Genomic DNA, 16,509 nt, shown 5'->3' with positions numbered 1-16,509 from the left:
GTTCTCAACTTTTTGTTTTAGAAAGCAACAAAAAGTCTATGGCGGAAGTGGCTACCATGAGGAGTGAAGTCAAGGCACTGGCTATCATCCTCCTGGCTTCCTTTGGAATAAGCTCCCTGGCGCTCTGGGCACTCGGTTTAACTCACTTCATCCCGCAGTTCTTCACGCTCGCGATGAGTGACTCCATAAACCCGTGCACCTTCGTCATCTACACCATGCTCCTCATAGCACTCTCCGTTAGAGAGATTTCACGGAGGAGGCTCTATATCATTGGGGCCTCATTCATAGCGGCCGTCTACATCTCGTACTATCTCCTGGGTGTTGGCCTGCTCTACTTCGCTGGCCACCTGCCCCTGTGGGTCGCGGGCGTTGCCGCGATAATATTCGGCCTGTATACCATCGTTACAGGATTAATGGAGAAGTCAAGGGTCTTTGGGAAGAGTGACCTGAGGAAAAAGATATTCAGGAGCGACGCGACGCTCCTGGGAGCTTTCACCCTCGGTGTCATAGTGTCGACGACTCTCCTTCCCTGCTCTGCCGGGAGCTATCTCGTCTACGCGATAATAATATCAAAGAGCGGAAAAACGCTCGCCTTTCTCCTGCTCGCCCTGTACAACCTCGTCTTTGTCCTGCCGCTGGTGGTCATACTGCTGGCGATGGGAAGCGTCACAGAGAGCAAGCGCTTCTCCCAGGCAATGGTGAGGCACAGCAGGGAGCTGTCCGTGATAGCGGGGATACTGCTCATAGCGATAGGGATCTGGGTTCTCACGGGGGCCTCACTATAGGCCTAACAGCGCTCTTACTTTTCTCTCGAACTCCCCAAAGTTTGGCACGCCTATAAACTCCACTCTGTTGTTTATCAGTATGGTGGGAGTTCCGAGGATGTTGTGCTCCATAGCCTTTCTCTGTCCCTCTGGCGTTGCGACGCTTAGCTCTTTAGCTACCACTCCCTCGTACTTCCTCTCTAGCTCCTTTGCCATCTGGACTGCTATGGGACAGTAGGGACAGCCTGGGGCGGTGATGACCTCAATGAGGACTTTAGGTCCCTTTGGCTTGACCTCTATCATCCCAGCCCTCTTCATCAGCTCGAGCATCTTTTTTCTCCTAATCATCTCCAGCTCGTCCATGGCTCACCCCCAATAGAAGAGAAAAAACGGGAGCTTAAAAAGAAATTCTTGAAAAAAGCTTCAATCAACGGCGTTGAGGTGAATGATGAGCAGTATCGCGAATATTATCGCCAGTGCAATGTGAACCTTCTTCCAGTGCCCCAGTATCCTGACGAACTTCTTGGCCATGGCGCTGTCGTGCTTCTTTGCGGCTAGGGTTACTTTGCCGTGAATGTAACGTCCAACAAAGCCGCTGACGTTCAGCAGAACCAGTGTTATGGCCATGCTGAGACCGGTTCCTCCAGCGAGGCCTGAGTAATTATCGCACGAGAAGAAGTGAACGAACACCAAAAGGGTACCTGTTATCGTGAGGACATGGTGGATGGTGAGGGGGTAAATCGGCCCAAACACCGTCACGTAGGGCTGCTCAGGCTTTATCTCGAAGCCCCACTCGCTCGATTTCTTGTGGATTATCAGAAGCTTTCTTTTGGTGAGCGAGTAATAGATCACTCCCACTGCTATCATGGCAACTCCAGCCACTGCAAAGGCCGTGTATCCAGCCTCGTACTCGTCCTCTTCCCCGTATTCATCGGCGAGAACGAGTGGAACCAAAAGAAGAATTAAAAGAACCAAAGCGAGGGCCCGTTTCATCAAGCTTCACCTCAGAAGGCTCCGCTTCCGAGACCACAAATCTTTGCGAAAGGACAGACGGCACAGTCCTCTGTGTACGGCTTGAGGTAGGGCTCACCTTTCACGGCCTTCGTTATCTCCTTGGCCTTTTCCATGGCGTCGTCCTCTCCTTCAAGAACGAGCGTTACGCTTCCCTCGGCCCCACCGGCACCCCCAGCGGCTATGGGTATCGCTTCAACGCCGGCGAGTATCCTGTAGGCTTCCACCTCCGTCACTGGGTGAGCATGGGGGATTGGAACGAGAGCCGCATAGAGGCCCGTACCCCAGTCGAAGGAATATATGCCAGTGAGCTTGGCGCTCTCCTCCACGGGCGTGGGAACGAACTTCTCCAGGCTTATGGGCGTTATCGTAAAGACCCCTTTGGCTATCGTCCAGCCGAAGGTCTTGCCTATCGTCCCTCCGTCTGGGGCGGCGGCAAAGACGGCCACGTTCCAGTTTACGTCTATCGCGTTTCCGCCCTTGATGAAGACGTCCTTTGGTCCCATCTCTCTCAGGGCTTCTATCGGCTCGCCCTCGAAGGGCTTCCCCTTGTAGAGGACGAGGTGCTTCGGCCAGGTATCCTTGGGGGTAACGCACGTTCTGCCTTTGCTTATTATTCCAACGGTCCACTTCTCCTTTTCGATTTTCTCCCCGAGGAGCTCCTCGGCTATGTAGGCTGCGGTCGTTCCAGTCGCGATGTAGACAAAGCCGTGCTTAAGGGCGTGCTGGACCTCTTCCATGGCCACTACTGCTTTGGCTATCAACCTCTTGCTCTCCGGGGGAGTAAGGGTTACAAGTGCCCTTTTCATGAGAATCACCCGGTTAAGATACACGTCGAAACATATTAAATGTTGTGTTAGTCTCGGCTGTAAACTTTCGGCTAACCGAACAGCTCTAGGCAGACCCTGCACTGGGCAGGGTTCAACTCGGGGTCAATCTGGGAGTGGAAAGAACAGACGTAGCCTTTGCCCAGCATCTCCAGCGAGATTTGAACTAGCATCGAGTGGATTTCGTACTCGGTAGGTCTCTTCCTGATTATCTCCTCGGCGAGCTTTTTGAGGTCATCATCTATGTCTGGGAACTGGGCGACGTCTATTAAAGCCCCCCTGTCCATCCTCAGATATCGAGAAACGGCGGACTGGGTAATGTGCAAAAGCTCCGCTATCTGTGTCTGCTTGAGTCCCTTCTCCCTGAGTATCTCTACAAGTCTGCGCCTCAACGAGGGGTAGACATAGCGTGAAGCAACTTCGAAAGCATTAGTTTTCATGTATCCTTATATGACGCACGGAATATTTAAGACTTTTGGTCGAATTTTGGCCAAGCCTCAGGTTGGATTAAATGAACATTTTCTTTGTCATAACTCATGGTTCTCAGGAGATCACAATGTAATGACGCGTGTCATATATGCTTTGGGAGAGCGGGAAAGTTGAAAACATTTAATTCAAAAATTAGAACATGATGTAACAGTTAATGCAATTATACGTCCCAAATATTTTCTTTCCGGCTATGTAAATGTGGTCTTTTAGGTTAAGAAACCACAAACTTTTTATGAAGGTATCTTCATTTATAACTCGAAGTATATGACACGTGTCATAGGAGGGATCGTGATGAAGTTGCCTGGAGGTGTTGGGATGCTCTGCAACCAGTGTTCGATGAGCCTGAGTGGTGGCTGTACCGTTAGGGGCGTGTGCGGAAAAGACCCGGACTTGAACTCCCTTCAGGAAGCGCTGCTCTATGGAATAAAGGGCACCGCCGCCTACTACTACCACGCGCTCGAGGTTGGCTACGACAATCCAGAGATTGGCCACTTCCTTGCCGAGGCCCTATACTCTACTCTGACGAACGTCAACTTCGACAAAAACCGCTTCCTTGGGCTCATCCTTGAGAACGGAAGAATCCATCTTGAGGCCATGAAGCTTCTGGATAGGGCGTATGTTGAGACCTTTGGAAGGCCGGAGCCCGTGAAAGTGCCCACTGGCACCGAGGAAGGTCACGGCATCCTCGTCACGGGTCACAGCTATAAGGCGTTGTACGAGCTTCTCAAGCAGATTGAAGAGATGGGACTCGAGGATGACATCAAGGTCTACACCCACGCAGAAATGTTCCCCGCCCACGCCTATCCCAAACTGAGGAAGTTCAAGTCGCTCTACGGCAACTGGGGCGGGAGCTGGCTGTACCAGAGAAAGGAGTTTGCAGAATTCCCCGGTGTTATACTGGGCACGAGCAACTGCGTCCAGCAGCCGACAAAGGCCTACGCGGACAGAATATTCACAGTTGGAATAGCGGGCCTTGAGGGAGTCCCGCACATTAGGGACTACGACTTCGAGCCTTTGATAAAGAGGGCTCTGGAAACCCCGAGGATGGAAAAAATTGAAGGGGGACAGCTTCTCACGGGCTTCCACCACACCAATGTGCTCGCCATGAAAGATAAGCTCATAGAGCTCATCCAGGAGGGCAAGATACGGCACATCTTCGTCGTCGGTGGCTGTGATACGCCCCACAAGGGCATGGGCTACTACGAGAGGCTCACAGAGCTCATCCCTGACGATGCCATAATACTCTCGGCCGCCTGTGGAAAGTTCCGCTACAACGCGAGGGACTACGGGACGATCGATGGCATTCCAAGGTTCCTGGACTTCGGCCAGTGCAACAACGTCTACTCGATAATAGAGATAGCACTAGCTCTGGCAAGCGAGCTCGGAACCGACGTTAACTCACTCCCCGTCAGCATAGTACTGTCGTGGATGGAGCAGAAGGCCATCGGCATACTTTACACCCTTCTGTACCTGGGAGTGAAGGGCATTTACATAGGTCCAAAACCGCCAGAATTCCTAACGCCGAACGTTTTCGAAATCCTAAGGAAGCAGTTTGACCTCAGGTTGACTGGTGACCCAGAGAAGGATCTGAAAGACATGCTCAGCAAGGGAATAAGGGTGGAAGATGGGGCCATCTCAGTGGAGGAGATGGATTAATTCCTTTCCTCCAGTTTTTTCAATTCTTCCATCGTGGCCTTGAACTTCTCGTCGCTCATACCGAGAAGCTTTTTGGCTTGCCTAAGGGTCACTGTCCTGGCCAGGGTTTTCCTCATCACAGGGTTCTGGAGCGGGGAGAAGCCATACTTGACGAGTATCTCAAGGGACTGAGGATAGGCCTTGAGAAGCTTGGCCACGTTGGTGTCTTCTGTTATCTCATCCAGCCTATCGTCGCACTCTTTAACTTCCATCTTAAGCTCCTTCGAGCTTTCGGTCTTCGTAACTTTGAGGACGAAGAAACCGCCGACTTCCCTAACTTCAATGTTGTATCCTGCCTCCTCCAACTTGGGAATCAGGTCAACAAAGGGCCTGTCGCCTATAACCTCAAGTGTATCCCCGACCTTGAGCTTCCCGAGGCTCTCGAGGATCATAACAGCTGGTTGGGGAGGTTTCAAACCCCTAACATCGAGCATCATTTTCGCTCACCGTTCGAATGTATGACACACGGCATATAAGCTTTACTGGTCAGAATTGTTTAGTTTTTCATGCCCAGATATGTCCAGAAATACTTATAAGCGCCACCTATGACATATGTCATGAAGGTGACTAAGATGACCGAGTTACTGAACAACAGGGAGTATAAGAAGGAGCAGCTCAAGAATCTGCTCAAAAAGATACACGAGGGAGAAGATGTAAACAAGCTGAAGGCCGAGTTTAAGGCAGTCTTAAGTAGCATCTCCCCCCTTGAAATCCCGCTCATCGAGCAGGAGCTGGTGAAGGAAGGCATTTCCGCCAAGGAGATAGCCAAGATGTGCGACATCCACGTCGAGCTCTTCCGCGAGGCAGTTTCGGGTACTGACGAGCTCGAAGAGAAGGACCTTCCGGAGGGACACCCGCTCAGGACTCTCTACGAGGAGAACAAGGAGATCATGAAGGACGCCGAGATGCTCAACCTATACGCCTCGACACTGGTCAACACCAAGGACGAGCGCATGAGAAAGGAAATCCTCGGGATTCTTGAAGAGATAGTGACCAACCTCAGGAAGGTCGGCTTCACCCACTACAACCGCGAGGAGATGCTCATTTTCCCATACATCGAGCGCCGCGGCCTAACGGCAATAGCAACTGTCCTCTGGACGAAGCACGACGAGATAAGGTTCATGATAAAGCACCTCGCCGAGCTTTTGAGGAAGAGGGAGGAGATGCCCTGGGAAGAGTTTGTCACGAAGTTCAAGGAGAAGGCAAACGAGGCGGCCTTTGCCCTAACTGACATGGTCTTCAGGGAAAACAACATATTCTATCCCACCGTTAAGGCCCTGCTGAGCGAGGGTGAGTGGAAGGCTATAAGACTTCAGGAAGACGAGTTTGGCTACTACAAAGTCCAGCCAAAGGAGTGGAACCCCGACGTTGAGCCCCTTCACCCCTGGCAGATTGACCCGACGCTGAATGCAGAGCAGCTCCTCGGCCTTCCAAAGGAGGTTCAGCAGGCCCTTAAGGGACAGCCGCTGGAGTTTGACAAAGCTGAGCTCAAACGCGAGGGTGACATAGACCTTGGAACTGGATACGTAAGCATAGAGGAACTCAAGAAGATATTCGAGGCCCTTCCGGTTGATGTGACCTTCATAGACAAGGACGACCGCGTGAGGTTCTTCTCGCCAGGCGAGAGGATATTTGCGCGCTCGTTGAGCGTCCTCGGAAGGCCCGTCCAGCTCTGCCATCCACCTAAGAGCGTCCACATAGTGAACAAAATCCTCAAGGCCTTCAAAGAGGGCAGGAAGAAAGAGGCCACCTTCTGGATACGCATGGGGCCGAAGTACGTTTACATCAAATACGTGCCGCTCTTCGATGATAACGGTGAATACCTCGGGACCCTTGAGATTACGATGGACATCGCCCCGTATAAGAAAATTGAGGGCGAAAAGAGGCTTCTCGACTGGAGGGATTGAGATGATTGTTGTTAACGTCGAAAACGCCGAGAGGGTCGAAAACCCTCACGGAGTGGACGTTAGAAAGCTCCTCGCGATGGAGAATGTCAGCGTGCTCCACGTGAGCCTAAAACCCGGTGAAGAGCTCAAGAAGCACTCCACTTCAGTGGATGCCTTCCTCTACGTGCTCAAGGGAAGGGGCGTGGTAGAAGTTGGTGAAGAGAGGGCAGAGGTTAAGAAGGGATACCTCGTATACTTACCTAAGAACATCCCCCACAGCGTCTCGAACGCTGGAAGCATGGAGATGTCCTTCCTCGTCGTTAAGGTGGTGTGAAAAATGAGGGGAAATCCGGAGATATTTCGGAAAAGGGTCGAGCGCTTCCAGGAGCTTTTAAGGGAGAATGAGATAGATGGGGCAGTCATCAGAACCCTGTCGAGCTTCATCTACTTCACCGGCACCAAGTGGCTCCGTCCGAGCATCCTCATTCCGGCCGAAGGGGAACCGATCGTTTACGTCGTCAAGGGCGAGGCCGAGGAGTTCAAGCGGAGGAGCTGGATTGAGAATGTCGTCGAGTTCCGGAAGGTCGAGGACTTGATGGCCGGTGTGGTGAGCTGGATACACGGTAATGGCATGGAGCGTGTCGGTTTAGAGTTCGGCGTAGAGAGGGACGCCTACTTAATCTTCCTCAAGATATTCCAGCGGCTGAATCCAACGGTTGAGATAGTGGACATCCTCGACCTCACGATGGGTCTCAGAATGGTCAAGGATGAATGGGAACTCGACAACATCAGGAAGGCTGGAAAGATAGCGCAGAGGGGCATGAAGGTCGCTGAGGAAGTCATAAGGCCCGGTATGAGCGAGCTTGAGATAGCGGCCGAAGTTATGCGCGAGCTCATGCTCAACGGCAGTGAGGATCCCAAGGTTTATGTCTCAACCACGCCAAGGGCCCACGCAGAGCCCTTCAGGGACCTGAAAGTAAAGGAGAACGGTGTCGTCACGGTCGTCATAGGGGCAGACTGGAACCATTATTATGCGAACATGGCGAGGACTTTCGTGGTCGGCGATCCCGGCGAGAGTGTCAGAAAAGCCATTGAGGTCAAGGAAGAGGCTTACAGACTCGCGCTGGAGGAAACCAGAATCGGCGTTCCCCTTTCGGCAGTGGAGAAGAAGCTTGCGAATTTCTTCAAGGAGAGGGGCTTTGGTGATGCCTACATAGCTGGCTACACCCACGGAGTCGGCCTGTTAATCGAGGAACCACCGATAACGACCATCGTCGTCCCACAGAGGGCCACAAAGGTGCAGGAGAACATGGTTCTGACAATAATCCACCCGCCGCTCATGATTCCCGAAGGGGCCATAAAGAAGGAGGACACCTACATCGTAAAGGAAAACGGCCTTGAGAGGGTCACCTAAAACACCCTTGCGTAGCCCCACTTCCGGACGCTCGTCAGGATTGATGTTTCCGTGCTCCTTATTCCCTCTATCTTTCCCAGCTTTTCTATCAGAAAGCTCTCCAGCTCCTGCAAATCCTTCACCGTCACCTGCATGAGTATGTCGTGGGCGCCCGTAGCTATGCCGAGAACATCAACTTCAGGCAGTTTGCTTAGCTCTTCCGCTGCTCGCTTTATCTTGTTCGGCTCCACGTCAACGGCTATGAACGCCACTATGTTGTAGCCCGCCCTGAAGGGGTTTATCAGTGCCGCGAACTTCCTTATGATTCCCCTTTCCAAGAGCTTCTTCACGCGGAGCCTTACCGTCGACTCAGGTACTCTGAGCCTCCTCGCTATCTCCGAGTAGCTCGCCCTCCCGTCCTCCTGGAGGATGTGGAGTATCATCCTGTCGAGTTCGTCAAGGTGTTCATTCTCCCGCATTATGCAGCCACCTATTCTGTCAATTCGACATTGAGGTCTTAAGCTTTTCTGCGAATTCACCAAAATTTGGGCGAAATTACTATTAATTCTAAACGCGTATAGCATTGGAGGTGAGATTATGGAGAGGGATGAAATAATCATGAGGTATTCAAGGGTATTTCCCAAGGCAGCGCGCGTTACCTACGCTCCTATAGTCGGAGTGAGGGCTGAAAACGCCAAAGTGTGGGACATCGAGGGGAGGGAGTACATAGACTTCCTGAGCAATGCTGCCGTCCAGAACGTCGGCCACAACAACCCGCGCGTCGTCAATGCCGTTAAAGAGCAGGCCGATAGGCTGATTCACTTCACCTTCATCTACGGCTTTCCAGTCGAGCCCCTGCTCTTGGCAGAAAAGCTCGCCGAGATTTCTCCCATAGAGAATCCTAAAGTCTCCTTCGGTCTCAGCGGAAGCGATGCCAACGATGGGGCGATAAAGTTCGCGAGGGCCTACACGGGGAGACGTCACCTCCTCAGCTACCTAAGGAGCTATTATGGGGCAACGTATGGGGCGATGAGCGTCACCGGTTTGGAATTCGAGGTCCGCTCCATCGTCGGAGAGCTAAGTGAAGTTCACTACATTCCTTACCCAAACTGCTACCGCTGTCCCTTCGGTAAAGAGCCTAAGACCTGCCACATGGAGTGCGTTGAGTATCTGAAGGAGAAGTTTGAGGGAGAGGTTTACGCAGAGGGGACGGCTGCCCTCTTCGCTGAGCCGATACAAGGGGATGCTGGCATGATTGTTCCGCCAAAGGACTACTTTAAGAGAATCAAGCGCATCCTCGATGAGCACGGCATTCTCCTCGTGGTGGATGAAGTGCAGAGCGGACTGGGTAGGACTGGAAAGTGGTTCGCGATAGAGCATTTCGGCGTTACGCCGGATATAATAACCCTCGCTAAGCCCCTCGGTGGCGGACTGCCCATAAGCGCGATAATAGGTAGGGCCGAGATAATGGACTCCCTGCCACCGCTCGGCCACACTTTCACGCTGAGCGGCAATCCTGTGACGAGCAGGGCTGCTTTGGCAGTCATCGAGGAGATAGAGGAAAAAGAACTCCTCAAGAGGGCGGAAAAGCTTGGTGAGTACACCAAAAGGCGGCTCGAGAAGATGAAGGAAGAGCACGAGCTAATCGGAGATGTCCGCGGTCTCGGTCTGATGCTTGGGGTTGATCTCGTGAAAGACAGGGAGACAAAGGAGAGGGCCTACGATGAGGCGAAGAAGGTCGTCTGGCGTGCCTACGAGCTCGGACTCATCCTCGCGTTCCTCCAGGGCAATGTGCTGAGGATCCAGCCGCCGCTAACGATAGAGGAGGAGCTTTTGGAGGAGGGTCTTAACAGGCTGGAACAGGCCATAGCCGATGTTGAGAACGGTAAGGTCTCCGACGACGTGCTATCCAAGGTGCAGGGCTGGTAAACTTTGACAAATTTTTGTTAATCTTGCGCTTTTCCGAAAACTTTTTAAACAAATTCTGACACAGCTCGAGCGGGCTTCAATGGAGGCTGCGGAGTTTGAAAAGAAAGGCGCTTTGAAGTTTGGAATCGATGACAGGGTTGAGCCTTTGAAGGCTTTGGTTTTTGGCCTTCAGCATGTTCTGGCGATGTTTGGAGCGACTGTCACAGTGCCCCTGGTGGTCGGTGGTGCCATCGGGCTGAGCGGTTCTGAGATTGCCCTCATGATTCAGGCCGTTCTACTGGCGATGGGCATAGCGACGCTCCTGCAGACGACGATAGGCTCGCGCTACCCGATAGTGCAGGGTTCAAGCTTCGCCTTCATACCAGGTATGATAGCAATAGGCTCAAGCTTAGGAATGGCCGCAGTGGAGGGCGCACTCATCATCGGAGGCCTCGTGGAGGCGTTGGTGGGGTGGCTCGGAATCATCGGCAAGGTCAGGAAGCTCTTCACACCCCTAGTTACTGGAGTTACAATAATGCTCATAGGCTTCAGCCTGGCGGACGTTGCCGTCAAGAACTTCTTCAACTTCTACGCCGACCCAAGCGGGAGCACCATCGTGAGCTCCGTCATCGTTGCGGGGGTTACCTTCCTCACCACGGTGTTCGTCGCGCTGAAGGCGAAGGGAAGCCTCAGGGCCATGCCAGTGGTGATAGGTGCGCTCGTTGGCTACGCCGTCAGCATCCCGCTCGGCTTAGCCAACTTCGACCTTGTGAAGAGCCTTCCGGCGTTCAGTCTGCCCAAGATTCTTCCCTGGGGTGAGCCTATCTTTGACACGACGGCGATCGTCATCCTGCTCTTCGCCTTCATGGTGAGCATAATCGAGAGCGTCGGCGACTATCATGCCATAGCGACCGTTACCGGCTCGGAGATAACGGAGAAGCACATAGCTCGCGGTATAGGCAGCGAAGGGCTAGCCTGCTCGATAGCCGGCCTTTTGGGTGCCTGCGGAACAACAAGCTACTCGGAGAATATCGGACTTGTGGCGCTCACCAAAGTGGCGAGCAGGCACGTTGTGCAGGTGGGGGCAGCTATACTGATACTCCTCTCGCTGATTCCCAAGTTCGCAGGAGTCCTGGCCTCCATGCCCGCTCCAGTGCTCGGCGGCCTCACACTGGCGCTCTACGGCATGATAAGCGTCACTGGACTTAGGTTGATAACAGAAAAAGTGGAGCTCAACGACAGGAACACCCTCATACTGGCAGCCGCACTTATAGCGGGCCTCGGTGCACCCCAGCTCCCGGCTGAGTTCCTGGCGCACTTCCCGAAGGTTATAGCCAGCATACTTGAGTCAGGTATGGCCGTTGGAGCGTTGACGGCAATAATCCTCGACAGGCTCCTCTGAGCCTCTATTATTTTTTCAAAAAATTGGGGAAGGAGACCCTCACCACGTGATGACCTCTTCGGCGCTCGGTGCAGGTTCCTCACCTATTTCTTCGGGCATCTTGCTGAAGCCGATGATTATGTATATCTGGGCGATCAGGAGCAGAATGAAGCCAATGAGGACTATGGAGGTTAAAGCTCCCCACCATACCCAGTTGGCAGCGTCTCTGAACTCCTGGGTCTTGGTTATCTCGTACATTGCTTCCCATGCCTGCTTCTGGAAGTAGGCCGAGCCGATGATGAGGGAAATCAGCAGGACGAAGAAGAGGACTGCAATTCCAATTCCTGCTGACTTGCTAAGTTCGCGGCCGCTCGGGAATACCGCCAGCATACTGAGGAGCAGAACTGCAATGACGATGATGCCTCCTATCGCGAAGAGTACTCCGTAGAAGTATTTCTTGAATGGTCTCTCATCTCCCGTTGCGTCGCTTATTCCCTTAAGAGAAAACAGCACCATGAGGAAGCCGACGAGTGCTATTATGCCCCCGATATACGGTATGAAGCCGCCGAGGAGGTTCAGAATGGCGCCCCACATTCCGAGGTTTTTTTCGCTTCTGACGTTAACAACGACCACCGAAACCACCATTAGAAAATCAACGTCAAGCTTAAAACCCTACCCAAAAGAATGAGAAAAAGGAAAAAGCCTCAGTAGATGGAACTGTCCACTTTGGGCTTCTCTTCGAGTTCCTCGGGCATGTTGGCGAAGGCGAGTATCTGGTATATCCCCGCCACCAGCAGGAGTATCCGGCCAATGAGGATTACAGCCGGTAAAGCGCCCCACCAGAGCCACTTTGCAGTACTCCTGAACTCCTCCACATTTCTGGAAATAGACGGAGACTATAAGAACCGCTATGAGACCAAGAATTCCTAATAATAATATTCCGATCTCGAGTCCGGGAAACTCTCCCCGGGCAAAGGCTGTCATCTTGTACAGGTAATATTTGAACGGCCTCTCGTCACAGACTTTGTTCCATATGCCCTTGAGTGCCACTAGTATCAGGATGAAATGTATCAGCGAAACCCCGCTCGTGAAGTAACCGATGTAGGGTATCACTCCCGTGAGACCCGCGACAATTCCTATGACCGAGCCTATCAGGCCAGGTTCTTTTCACTCCGGACATCTATCCCCATGAGAATCCACCGTAAAGAATAGCACCTAAGGATCTAAAAAAGTTCACGATTGGGAAGGAAAAAGGGAAAGGCTCTCACTCCTTCTTTTCCTCGGTCTTTTCAGCTGGTTTTGTGGCTGCCTTCTGAGCGGGCTTTGTTGGTGGCTTCGGCGGCCTGATGCCGTAGCCGAGTATCTTGAATTTCATGACCTCTCCGTCTCTCAGGTAGTAGGTGACCTCTTTCGTTTCCTTGTTGAACTTTATCTTCTCCACCGGGAACCTGTAGTCGGGGAACTTCTCGTTTATCTCCCTGAACTTGTCTGGATGGATTGGAACCCAGTCAAAGAGCTCCAGCTCCTCGTCCTTCCACTCGGTGGTGAGGATGTAGTTCTCGATGAAGCCCAGCGCTCCAGTTGGACAGACGTCGACACAGAACTCACAGAAGGTACACCTGCCGTAGTCTATCTTTGGATGTGGCCTCTTCTCCATCTTGCCATCCACTTCTATCCAGGTCATCTCTATTGCCCTCGCCGGACATATCTGGCCGCAGAAGTTACAGCCGACACACTTCTTCCAGTCGAGGGTGTGGAATCCCCTGTAGTCCTTAGCTATCTGTACCCTCTCGTAGGGTATCTTGATGGTAACGGGCTTCTTGAAGAGGTACTTGAGGCCCATCCAGGGCTTGATGAATGATGGCTTCTTCCTGATTTTCTCCTCTGGGGCGACCTTAAAATCAACCTCCATCTTCATCACCTGTCGATGTCTGGTGGACAGTTGTCAAGGCTCATCAATATCACGGGGACGTCGGCTATTCTTGCTCCAACCAAGAGCTGCTCGAGAACCCTGACTCCATGGGCTATACTTGGACCCCTTATCTGCACTCTGTACGGCTTGTGCTTTCCATCGCTGACGACGTAGGCACCAAAGTCGCCCTTCGTTGATTCCACGTGGGCGAACGCATCTCCGGCCGGAACCTTGAACCTCGGGAGGTTCTTGAGCCTGGGGTCTTCAACCTTGTACGGTCCGCTCGGCGGCCCTATCTCGAGGAGCTGGTCGAGGATGTAGAGATCCTGCTCAAGCTCGAAGCGCCTTATCAAAGCCCTCGCGAGGGCATCGCCCTCCTTCAGGACGGGAACCTCGAAGTCGAGCTCTGGGTAGAGCAGGTATGGGTCGGCCCTCCTCACGTCGTAGGGAACGCCGGTGGCTCTGAGGTTTGGCCCAGTGACGCCTTCGGCGAGGGCGAACTTCTTGTCCATCACTCCAATTCCCTCAAGCCTCCTGTGGGCGACATAGTTCTCGAAGACAAGGTTGTCGAAGTCTGGTAACTTGCTCCTGATGTACTCGACGGTGTCCTTGAGCTGGCGGAGCCACTTGTCGCCCGGAATGTCCCTCCTGACACCGCCGGGGATGGTGTATATGTGGTAGACCCTGGCACCGGTCAGCTGCTCGAAGAGGGCCATCAGCCTCTCCCTGTAGGCAGCAGCCCACTGGCCGGCAGTGTAGACACCGAGCTTGAAGCTGAGACCCATTATCCAGAACAGATATGCGGAAACCCTCGCCATTTCGAGGACGGTTGTTCTAATCCACTGGGCCCTCTCTGGAACCTCCCAGCCGATTATCTCATCAACGGCCATTGAGTATATTGCCTCGGGGACGTCTGGCTCTGGAACACAGATTCTAAGGAGGAGCGCTATGTTCGTGTGCCACGGCCTGTACTCGGCAAGCTTCTCAAAGCCCCTGTGGAGGAAGCCGGGATTGGCTATGGCCTTCACAACCCTGTGGCCGTCCATCTTGAGGATTATGCTGAAGTTCTCAGTGGCCATGTGCTGTGGGCCGAAGAACAACTCGTAAGTGTCCTTATCGAGTGGGAGCAGGTCCATCCCGTTTTCTCTCGCTTCCCGAATGAGCTCATTCTGCGAAACCATAACTCTCACCTCAAATCACGTAGTTGTCCTTATCCTCATCGAACCTGTCGAGCAGCTTGTACTTCTTCTTCACGTAGGTCAGCATGTCGAAGTCCTTTCTGTGCGGGAAGAGCCCCTGCTCGGTGTCGTCGAGGATCCACGGCATCTCCATCTTCTCGTTGCCCTCGAAGTAGACTCCAAAGAAGTCGTGGGCGTCCCTCTCGTAGGTCTCAGCCACAGGGTAGATGTCCTTGACGGTCGGCATCCTTGCCTTATCGAGATCCCTCGGAATCCGTGTTCTGACCATGGCGTGGGTTCTGTGGGTCACGCTCCACATCTGATAGATGAGCTCAAGCTCGCCGTCGTTGGGCCAGTCGACGGTCGTTATCTGGAGCATGAGCTCGAAGTCGTTCTCCTTGAGCAACATGAGGAAGTCCCTTATCCTGTCTGCCGGAATGCTGAACTCAATCCTCCGTTCGCGCCGCACCTTGCCCTCGGCGTAGGGGGCTTTTTCAAGGATTTTGTCAACGAGCATCTGCTCTCTCTCCCACTTGACTTCCCCCATCTCGTTCACTCCTCCTTTTTCTTGTCCATCAGCCATGGGATCCACCTCCTGGCTTCTCTCTCACGCCATCCTTCGCCGAAGAGCTCGTCCTGGTTCTTCTTGTACCACTCATAGTTCTCCTTGTACCTCTTCCATCCGTCTGCTGTTCCGTTCTCAATCATCTCCATTATCTTCTGGATTCCATCCATGACTGCCTCTGGCCTCGGCATACATCCGGCTATGACGACATCGACCGGGATGTACTTGTCGAGGTGCTTGATGGCGTTGTAGGCGTCCCAGTAGATTCCACCGTTGAGCGGGCAGGAGCCGTGGGCCAGGACGTACTTTGGATCAGGCGCCATCTCGTAGGTGATTATGATTCTCTTGAGGGTCTTCGGCGTAACGTAGCCCGTGATGAGGAAGAGGTCGTACTGCCTTGGGCTCGGGTCCGGCATCATACCGAATCGCTCTAGGTCATACCTTGACGTCATGAGGGGCGGCATCTCTATACCGCCACATCCGGTACAGAACGACACAATCCAAAGGCTCTTCTTTCTCGCATAATTAAAGAGAGGTTCAAAGAGTCTCCAGTCCACCATTTTCATCACCTCACAGGCTTGCAAGTATCGCTCCGAGTGCGGCTATGATGGTCGGCCACTTCCAGTAGAACTTGGCCGCCTGGTCAATCGTGAACCTCGGGAATATCGTGCTGACGAATACCGCTATGAGGAGCACCGCTATCTGCTTGACGAGGAGTATTGCAAGGCTGGCGATGGTGTTCAGTATCGGGCTTGCAAAGGCAGTAATAACTGCTCCGCCAAGGAATATGTTGCTGAAGAACAGCGTCTCTGCGAAGAGGCCTATGGCGTGCTGTATCTGGAGCATTCCCATGTGCTTTCCGCCGAACTCGACCATCGGACCGAGGGAGATTTCACCTGGTGCAATCATGATATCGAAGGGCTCCTTGCCGAACATTGCCTGAAGGACGATGTCGTAGGCTATGGCGGCTAAGAGGAGCGGCAGGTGTATTATACTCCATCCGCTGATCTGCTGGGCCATGACTATCTCGTAGGTGCTGAAGGTTCCGTAAAACTCTGCGAGTGCTATTATCGCGAAGCCGAGGGGCACCTGAATGGCGAGCATAGTAAGCAGGGCCCTCTGGGCACCTATTCCTGCATAGGGGTTTCCTGAGCTCATTGCAGCGAACATTATTCCCAGCATTGGTATCTCGAGGAGGAAGGTGATGAGGATGAGGTCACCGTAGGCCCTGAGTATGCTGACGCTTCCCAGCGGGATGAAGAACAAAGCCAGTATCGTGGCTCCAAGGGCGTAGATGATGCCGAAGTCGTAGATTAATCCGTGGGTAATGTTCTCCTTCTTGCCGAAGAACTTGATGGTGTCAAGTATGGGCTGATAGATTGGCGGTCCTACCCTTCTGTGTATCCTTGCGCTCACTTTCCTGATTATTCCCATGAACATGAACCCGACGAAGGTCGCATAAATTAGGAGGAATAAAGCCTTCAGCGCTACCTCGATCAT

The 16,509-nt window shown here is 53.0% G+C and carries 20 protein-coding genes; 7 read left to right on the top strand and 13 right to left on the bottom strand.

The window, feature by feature from the left end; translation table 11 throughout:
- Positions 1-56: 56 nt before the first annotated feature.
- Positions 57-785 (top strand): cytochrome c biogenesis CcdA family protein, encoded by a 729-nt coding sequence (locus E3E23_RS01950; protein ID WP_167906574.1) that lies wholly within the window; start codon positions 57-59, stop codon positions 783-785.
- On the opposite strand, the gene E3E23_RS01945 is transcribed toward E3E23_RS01950, so the two are convergent.
- The 4 genes from E3E23_RS01945 to E3E23_RS01930 form a co-directional block, all read right to left on the bottom strand.
- On the bottom strand, positions 780-1,127 hold the full coding sequence (locus E3E23_RS01945) for a thioredoxin family protein (protein WP_167905974.1): 348 nt from the start codon (positions 1,125-1,127) through the stop codon (positions 780-782). The genes E3E23_RS01950 and E3E23_RS01945 overlap by 6 nt on opposite strands.
- A 60-nt stretch (positions 1,128-1,187) precedes the next feature.
- Entirely contained in the window at positions 1,188-1,757 is a 570-nt protein-coding gene (locus E3E23_RS01940; protein WP_167905972.1) for a hypothetical protein, read from the bottom strand.
- Between the two features lie 11 nt (positions 1,758-1,768).
- Positions 1,769-2,584, bottom strand: coding sequence for a hypothetical protein (locus tag E3E23_RS01935; protein WP_167906572.1), 816 nt, complete (start codon positions 2,582-2,584; stop codon positions 1,769-1,771).
- A 71-nt stretch (positions 2,585-2,655) separates the two neighbouring features.
- Positions 2,656-3,042 (bottom strand): transcriptional regulator, encoded by a 387-nt coding sequence (locus E3E23_RS01930; RefSeq protein ID WP_167905970.1) that lies wholly within the window; start codon positions 3,040-3,042, stop codon positions 2,656-2,658.
- Positions 3,043-3,382: 340 nt separating this feature from the next.
- Here E3E23_RS01930 and hcp point away from each other — a divergent pair, with 340 nt between their 5' ends.
- A complete protein-coding gene (gene hcp / locus E3E23_RS01925; protein WP_240920719.1) occupies positions 3,383-4,747 on the top strand; it encodes a hydroxylamine reductase in 1,365 nt (454 codons plus the stop codon).
- Here hcp and E3E23_RS01920 read toward each other — a convergent pair.
- Complete coding sequence (locus E3E23_RS01920) at positions 4,744-5,223, bottom strand: DUF1858 domain-containing protein (protein WP_167905968.1); 480 nt, start codon at positions 5,221-5,223, stop codon at positions 4,744-4,746. The two genes, hcp and E3E23_RS01920, sit on opposite strands and share 4 nt — an antisense overlap.
- A gap of 135 nt (positions 5,224-5,358) precedes the next feature.
- Here E3E23_RS01920 and E3E23_RS01915 point away from each other — a divergent pair, with 135 nt between their 5' ends.
- The 3 genes from E3E23_RS01915 to E3E23_RS01905 are packed head-to-tail and all read left to right on the top strand — an operon-like array spanning position 5,359 to position 8,086.
- A complete protein-coding gene (locus tag E3E23_RS01915) occupies positions 5,359-6,693 on the top strand; it encodes a DUF438 domain-containing protein (RefSeq protein WP_167905966.1) in 1,335 nt (444 codons plus the stop codon).
- Position 6,694: 1 nt separating this feature from the next.
- Positions 6,695-7,006, top strand: a complete 312-nt coding sequence (locus E3E23_RS01910) for a cupin domain-containing protein (protein WP_167905964.1) — start codon at positions 6,695-6,697, stop codon at positions 7,004-7,006.
- A 3-nt stretch (positions 7,007-7,009) separates the two neighbouring features.
- Positions 7,010-8,086 carry a Xaa-Pro peptidase family protein gene (locus E3E23_RS01905; RefSeq protein ID WP_167905962.1) on the top strand — a complete coding sequence of 359 codons (1,077 nt, stop codon included), beginning with the start codon at positions 7,010-7,012 and terminating at the stop codon, positions 8,084-8,086.
- Here the strand turns inward: E3E23_RS01905 and E3E23_RS01900 are convergent.
- Positions 8,083-8,544: an Lrp/AsnC family transcriptional regulator gene (locus E3E23_RS01900; RefSeq protein WP_167905960.1), complete on the bottom strand. Its 462-nt coding sequence runs from the start codon at positions 8,542-8,544 to the stop codon at positions 8,083-8,085. The two genes, E3E23_RS01905 and E3E23_RS01900, sit on opposite strands and share 4 nt — an antisense overlap.
- Positions 8,545-8,662: 118 nt before the next feature.
- On the opposite strand from E3E23_RS01900, the gene E3E23_RS01895 reads away from it, so the two are divergent.
- Both E3E23_RS01895 and E3E23_RS01890 read left to right on the top strand, forming a co-directional pair.
- Positions 8,663-9,994, top strand: coding sequence for a leucine/methionine racemase (locus E3E23_RS01895; RefSeq protein ID WP_167905958.1), 1,332 nt, complete (start codon positions 8,663-8,665; stop codon positions 9,992-9,994).
- A gap of 79 nt (positions 9,995-10,073) precedes the next feature.
- The gene (locus tag E3E23_RS01890; RefSeq protein ID WP_167905956.1) at positions 10,074-11,375 is read left to right on the top strand and encodes a uracil-xanthine permease family protein; all 1,302 of its coding nucleotides are present in this window, start codon (positions 10,074-10,076) and stop codon (positions 11,373-11,375) included.
- A 39-nt stretch (positions 11,376-11,414) separates the two neighbouring features.
- Here E3E23_RS01890 and E3E23_RS01885 read toward each other — a convergent pair whose 3' ends face one another.
- The 7 genes from E3E23_RS01885 to E3E23_RS01855 form a co-directional block, all read right to left on the bottom strand.
- Positions 11,415-11,999: a DUF996 domain-containing protein gene (locus E3E23_RS01885; protein ID WP_206205596.1), complete on the bottom strand. Its 585-nt coding sequence runs from the start codon at positions 11,997-11,999 to the stop codon at positions 11,415-11,417.
- A gap of 59 nt (positions 12,000-12,058) precedes the next feature.
- A complete protein-coding gene (locus E3E23_RS10010; protein WP_240920717.1) occupies positions 12,059-12,229 on the bottom strand; it encodes a hypothetical protein in 171 nt (56 codons plus the stop codon).
- Positions 12,230-12,618: 389 nt separating this feature from the next.
- Complete coding sequence (gene nuoI, locus E3E23_RS01875; RefSeq protein WP_167906568.1) at positions 12,619-13,266, bottom strand: NADH-quinone oxidoreductase subunit NuoI; 648 nt, start codon at positions 13,264-13,266, stop codon at positions 12,619-12,621.
- Positions 13,267-13,271: 5 nt separating this feature from the next.
- A complete protein-coding gene (locus tag E3E23_RS01870) occupies positions 13,272-14,447 on the bottom strand; it encodes an NADH-quinone oxidoreductase subunit D (RefSeq protein ID WP_167905952.1) in 1,176 nt (391 codons plus the stop codon).
- Positions 14,448-14,457: 10 nt separating this feature from the next.
- Positions 14,458-14,991: an NADH-quinone oxidoreductase subunit C gene (locus tag E3E23_RS01865; protein ID WP_167900734.1), complete on the bottom strand. Its 534-nt coding sequence runs from the start codon at positions 14,989-14,991 to the stop codon at positions 14,458-14,460.
- Between the two features lie 5 nt (positions 14,992-14,996).
- Positions 14,997-15,569 carry an NADH-quinone oxidoreductase subunit B family protein gene (locus tag E3E23_RS01860; RefSeq protein WP_068666612.1) on the bottom strand — a complete coding sequence of 191 codons (573 nt, stop codon included), beginning with the start codon at positions 15,567-15,569 and terminating at the stop codon, positions 14,997-14,999.
- Positions 15,570-15,579: 10 nt separating this feature from the next.
- On the bottom strand, positions 15,580-16,509 hold the full coding sequence (locus E3E23_RS01855; protein WP_167905950.1) for a respiratory chain complex I subunit 1 family protein: 930 nt from the start codon (positions 16,507-16,509) through the stop codon (positions 15,580-15,582).

This window comes from Thermococcus sp. CX2 (assembly GCF_012027555.1).
Taxonomy (GTDB): Archaea; Methanobacteriota_B; Thermococci; order Thermococcales; family Thermococcaceae; genus Thermococcus.
This window is presented reverse-complemented; position numbering and strand designations above follow the sequence as displayed.

What these genes read in the sequence shown, in the direction of transcription:
- E3E23_RS01930 (WP_167905970.1), bottom strand. Translation starts at nt 3,042, where the DNA reads ATGAAAACTAATGCTTTCGAAGTTGCTTCACGCTATGTCTACCCCTCG.
- E3E23_RS01950 (WP_167906574.1), top strand. Translation starts at nt 57, where the DNA reads ATGAGGAGTGAAGTCAAGGCACTGGCTATCATCCTCCTGGCTTCCTTT.
- E3E23_RS01935 (WP_167906572.1), bottom strand. Translation starts at nt 2,584, where the DNA reads ATGAAAAGGGCACTTGTAACCCTTACTCCCCCGGAGAGCAAGAGGTTG.
- E3E23_RS01870 (WP_167905952.1), bottom strand. Translation starts at nt 14,447, where the DNA reads ATGGTTTCGCAGAATGAGCTCATTCGGGAAGCGAGAGAAAACGGGATG.
- E3E23_RS01945 (WP_167905974.1), bottom strand. Translation starts at nt 1,127, where the DNA reads ATGGACGAGCTGGAGATGATTAGGAGAAAAAAGATGCTCGAGCTGATG.
- E3E23_RS01910 (WP_167905964.1), top strand. Translation starts at nt 6,695, where the DNA reads ATGATTGTTGTTAACGTCGAAAACGCCGAGAGGGTCGAAAACCCTCAC.
- E3E23_RS01860 (WP_068666612.1), bottom strand. Translation starts at nt 15,569, where the DNA reads ATGGTGGACTGGAGACTCTTTGAACCTCTCTTTAATTATGCGAGAAAG.
- E3E23_RS01890 (WP_167905956.1), top strand. Translation starts at nt 10,074, where the DNA reads ATGGAGGCTGCGGAGTTTGAAAAGAAAGGCGCTTTGAAGTTTGGAATC.
- E3E23_RS01915 (WP_167905966.1), top strand. Translation starts at nt 5,359, where the DNA reads ATGACCGAGTTACTGAACAACAGGGAGTATAAGAAGGAGCAGCTCAAG.
- E3E23_RS01905 (WP_167905962.1), top strand. Translation starts at nt 7,010, where the DNA reads ATGAGGGGAAATCCGGAGATATTTCGGAAAAGGGTCGAGCGCTTCCAG.
- E3E23_RS01900 (WP_167905960.1), bottom strand. Translation starts at nt 8,544, where the DNA reads ATGCGGGAGAATGAACACCTTGACGAACTCGACAGGATGATACTCCAC.
- E3E23_RS01865 (WP_167900734.1), bottom strand. Translation starts at nt 14,991, where the DNA reads ATGGGGGAAGTCAAGTGGGAGAGAGAGCAGATGCTCGTTGACAAAATC.
- E3E23_RS01895 (WP_167905958.1), top strand. Translation starts at nt 8,663, where the DNA reads ATGGAGAGGGATGAAATAATCATGAGGTATTCAAGGGTATTTCCCAAG.
- hcp (WP_240920719.1), top strand. Translation starts at nt 3,383, where the DNA reads ATGAAGTTGCCTGGAGGTGTTGGGATGCTCTGCAACCAGTGTTCGATG.
- nuoI (WP_167906568.1), bottom strand. Translation starts at nt 13,266, where the DNA reads ATGGAGGTTGATTTTAAGGTCGCCCCAGAGGAGAAAATCAGGAAGAAG.
- E3E23_RS01920 (WP_167905968.1), bottom strand. Translation starts at nt 5,223, where the DNA reads ATGATGCTCGATGTTAGGGGTTTGAAACCTCCCCAACCAGCTGTTATG.
- E3E23_RS01855 (WP_167905950.1), bottom strand. Translation starts at nt 16,509, where the DNA reads ATGATCGAGGTAGCGCTGAAGGCTTTATTCCTCCTAATTTATGCGACC.
- E3E23_RS01885 (WP_206205596.1), bottom strand. Translation starts at nt 11,999, where the DNA reads ATGGTGGTTTCGGTGGTCGTTGTTAACGTCAGAAGCGAAAAAAACCTC.
- E3E23_RS01940 (WP_167905972.1), bottom strand. Translation starts at nt 1,757, where the DNA reads ATGAAACGGGCCCTCGCTTTGGTTCTTTTAATTCTTCTTTTGGTTCCA.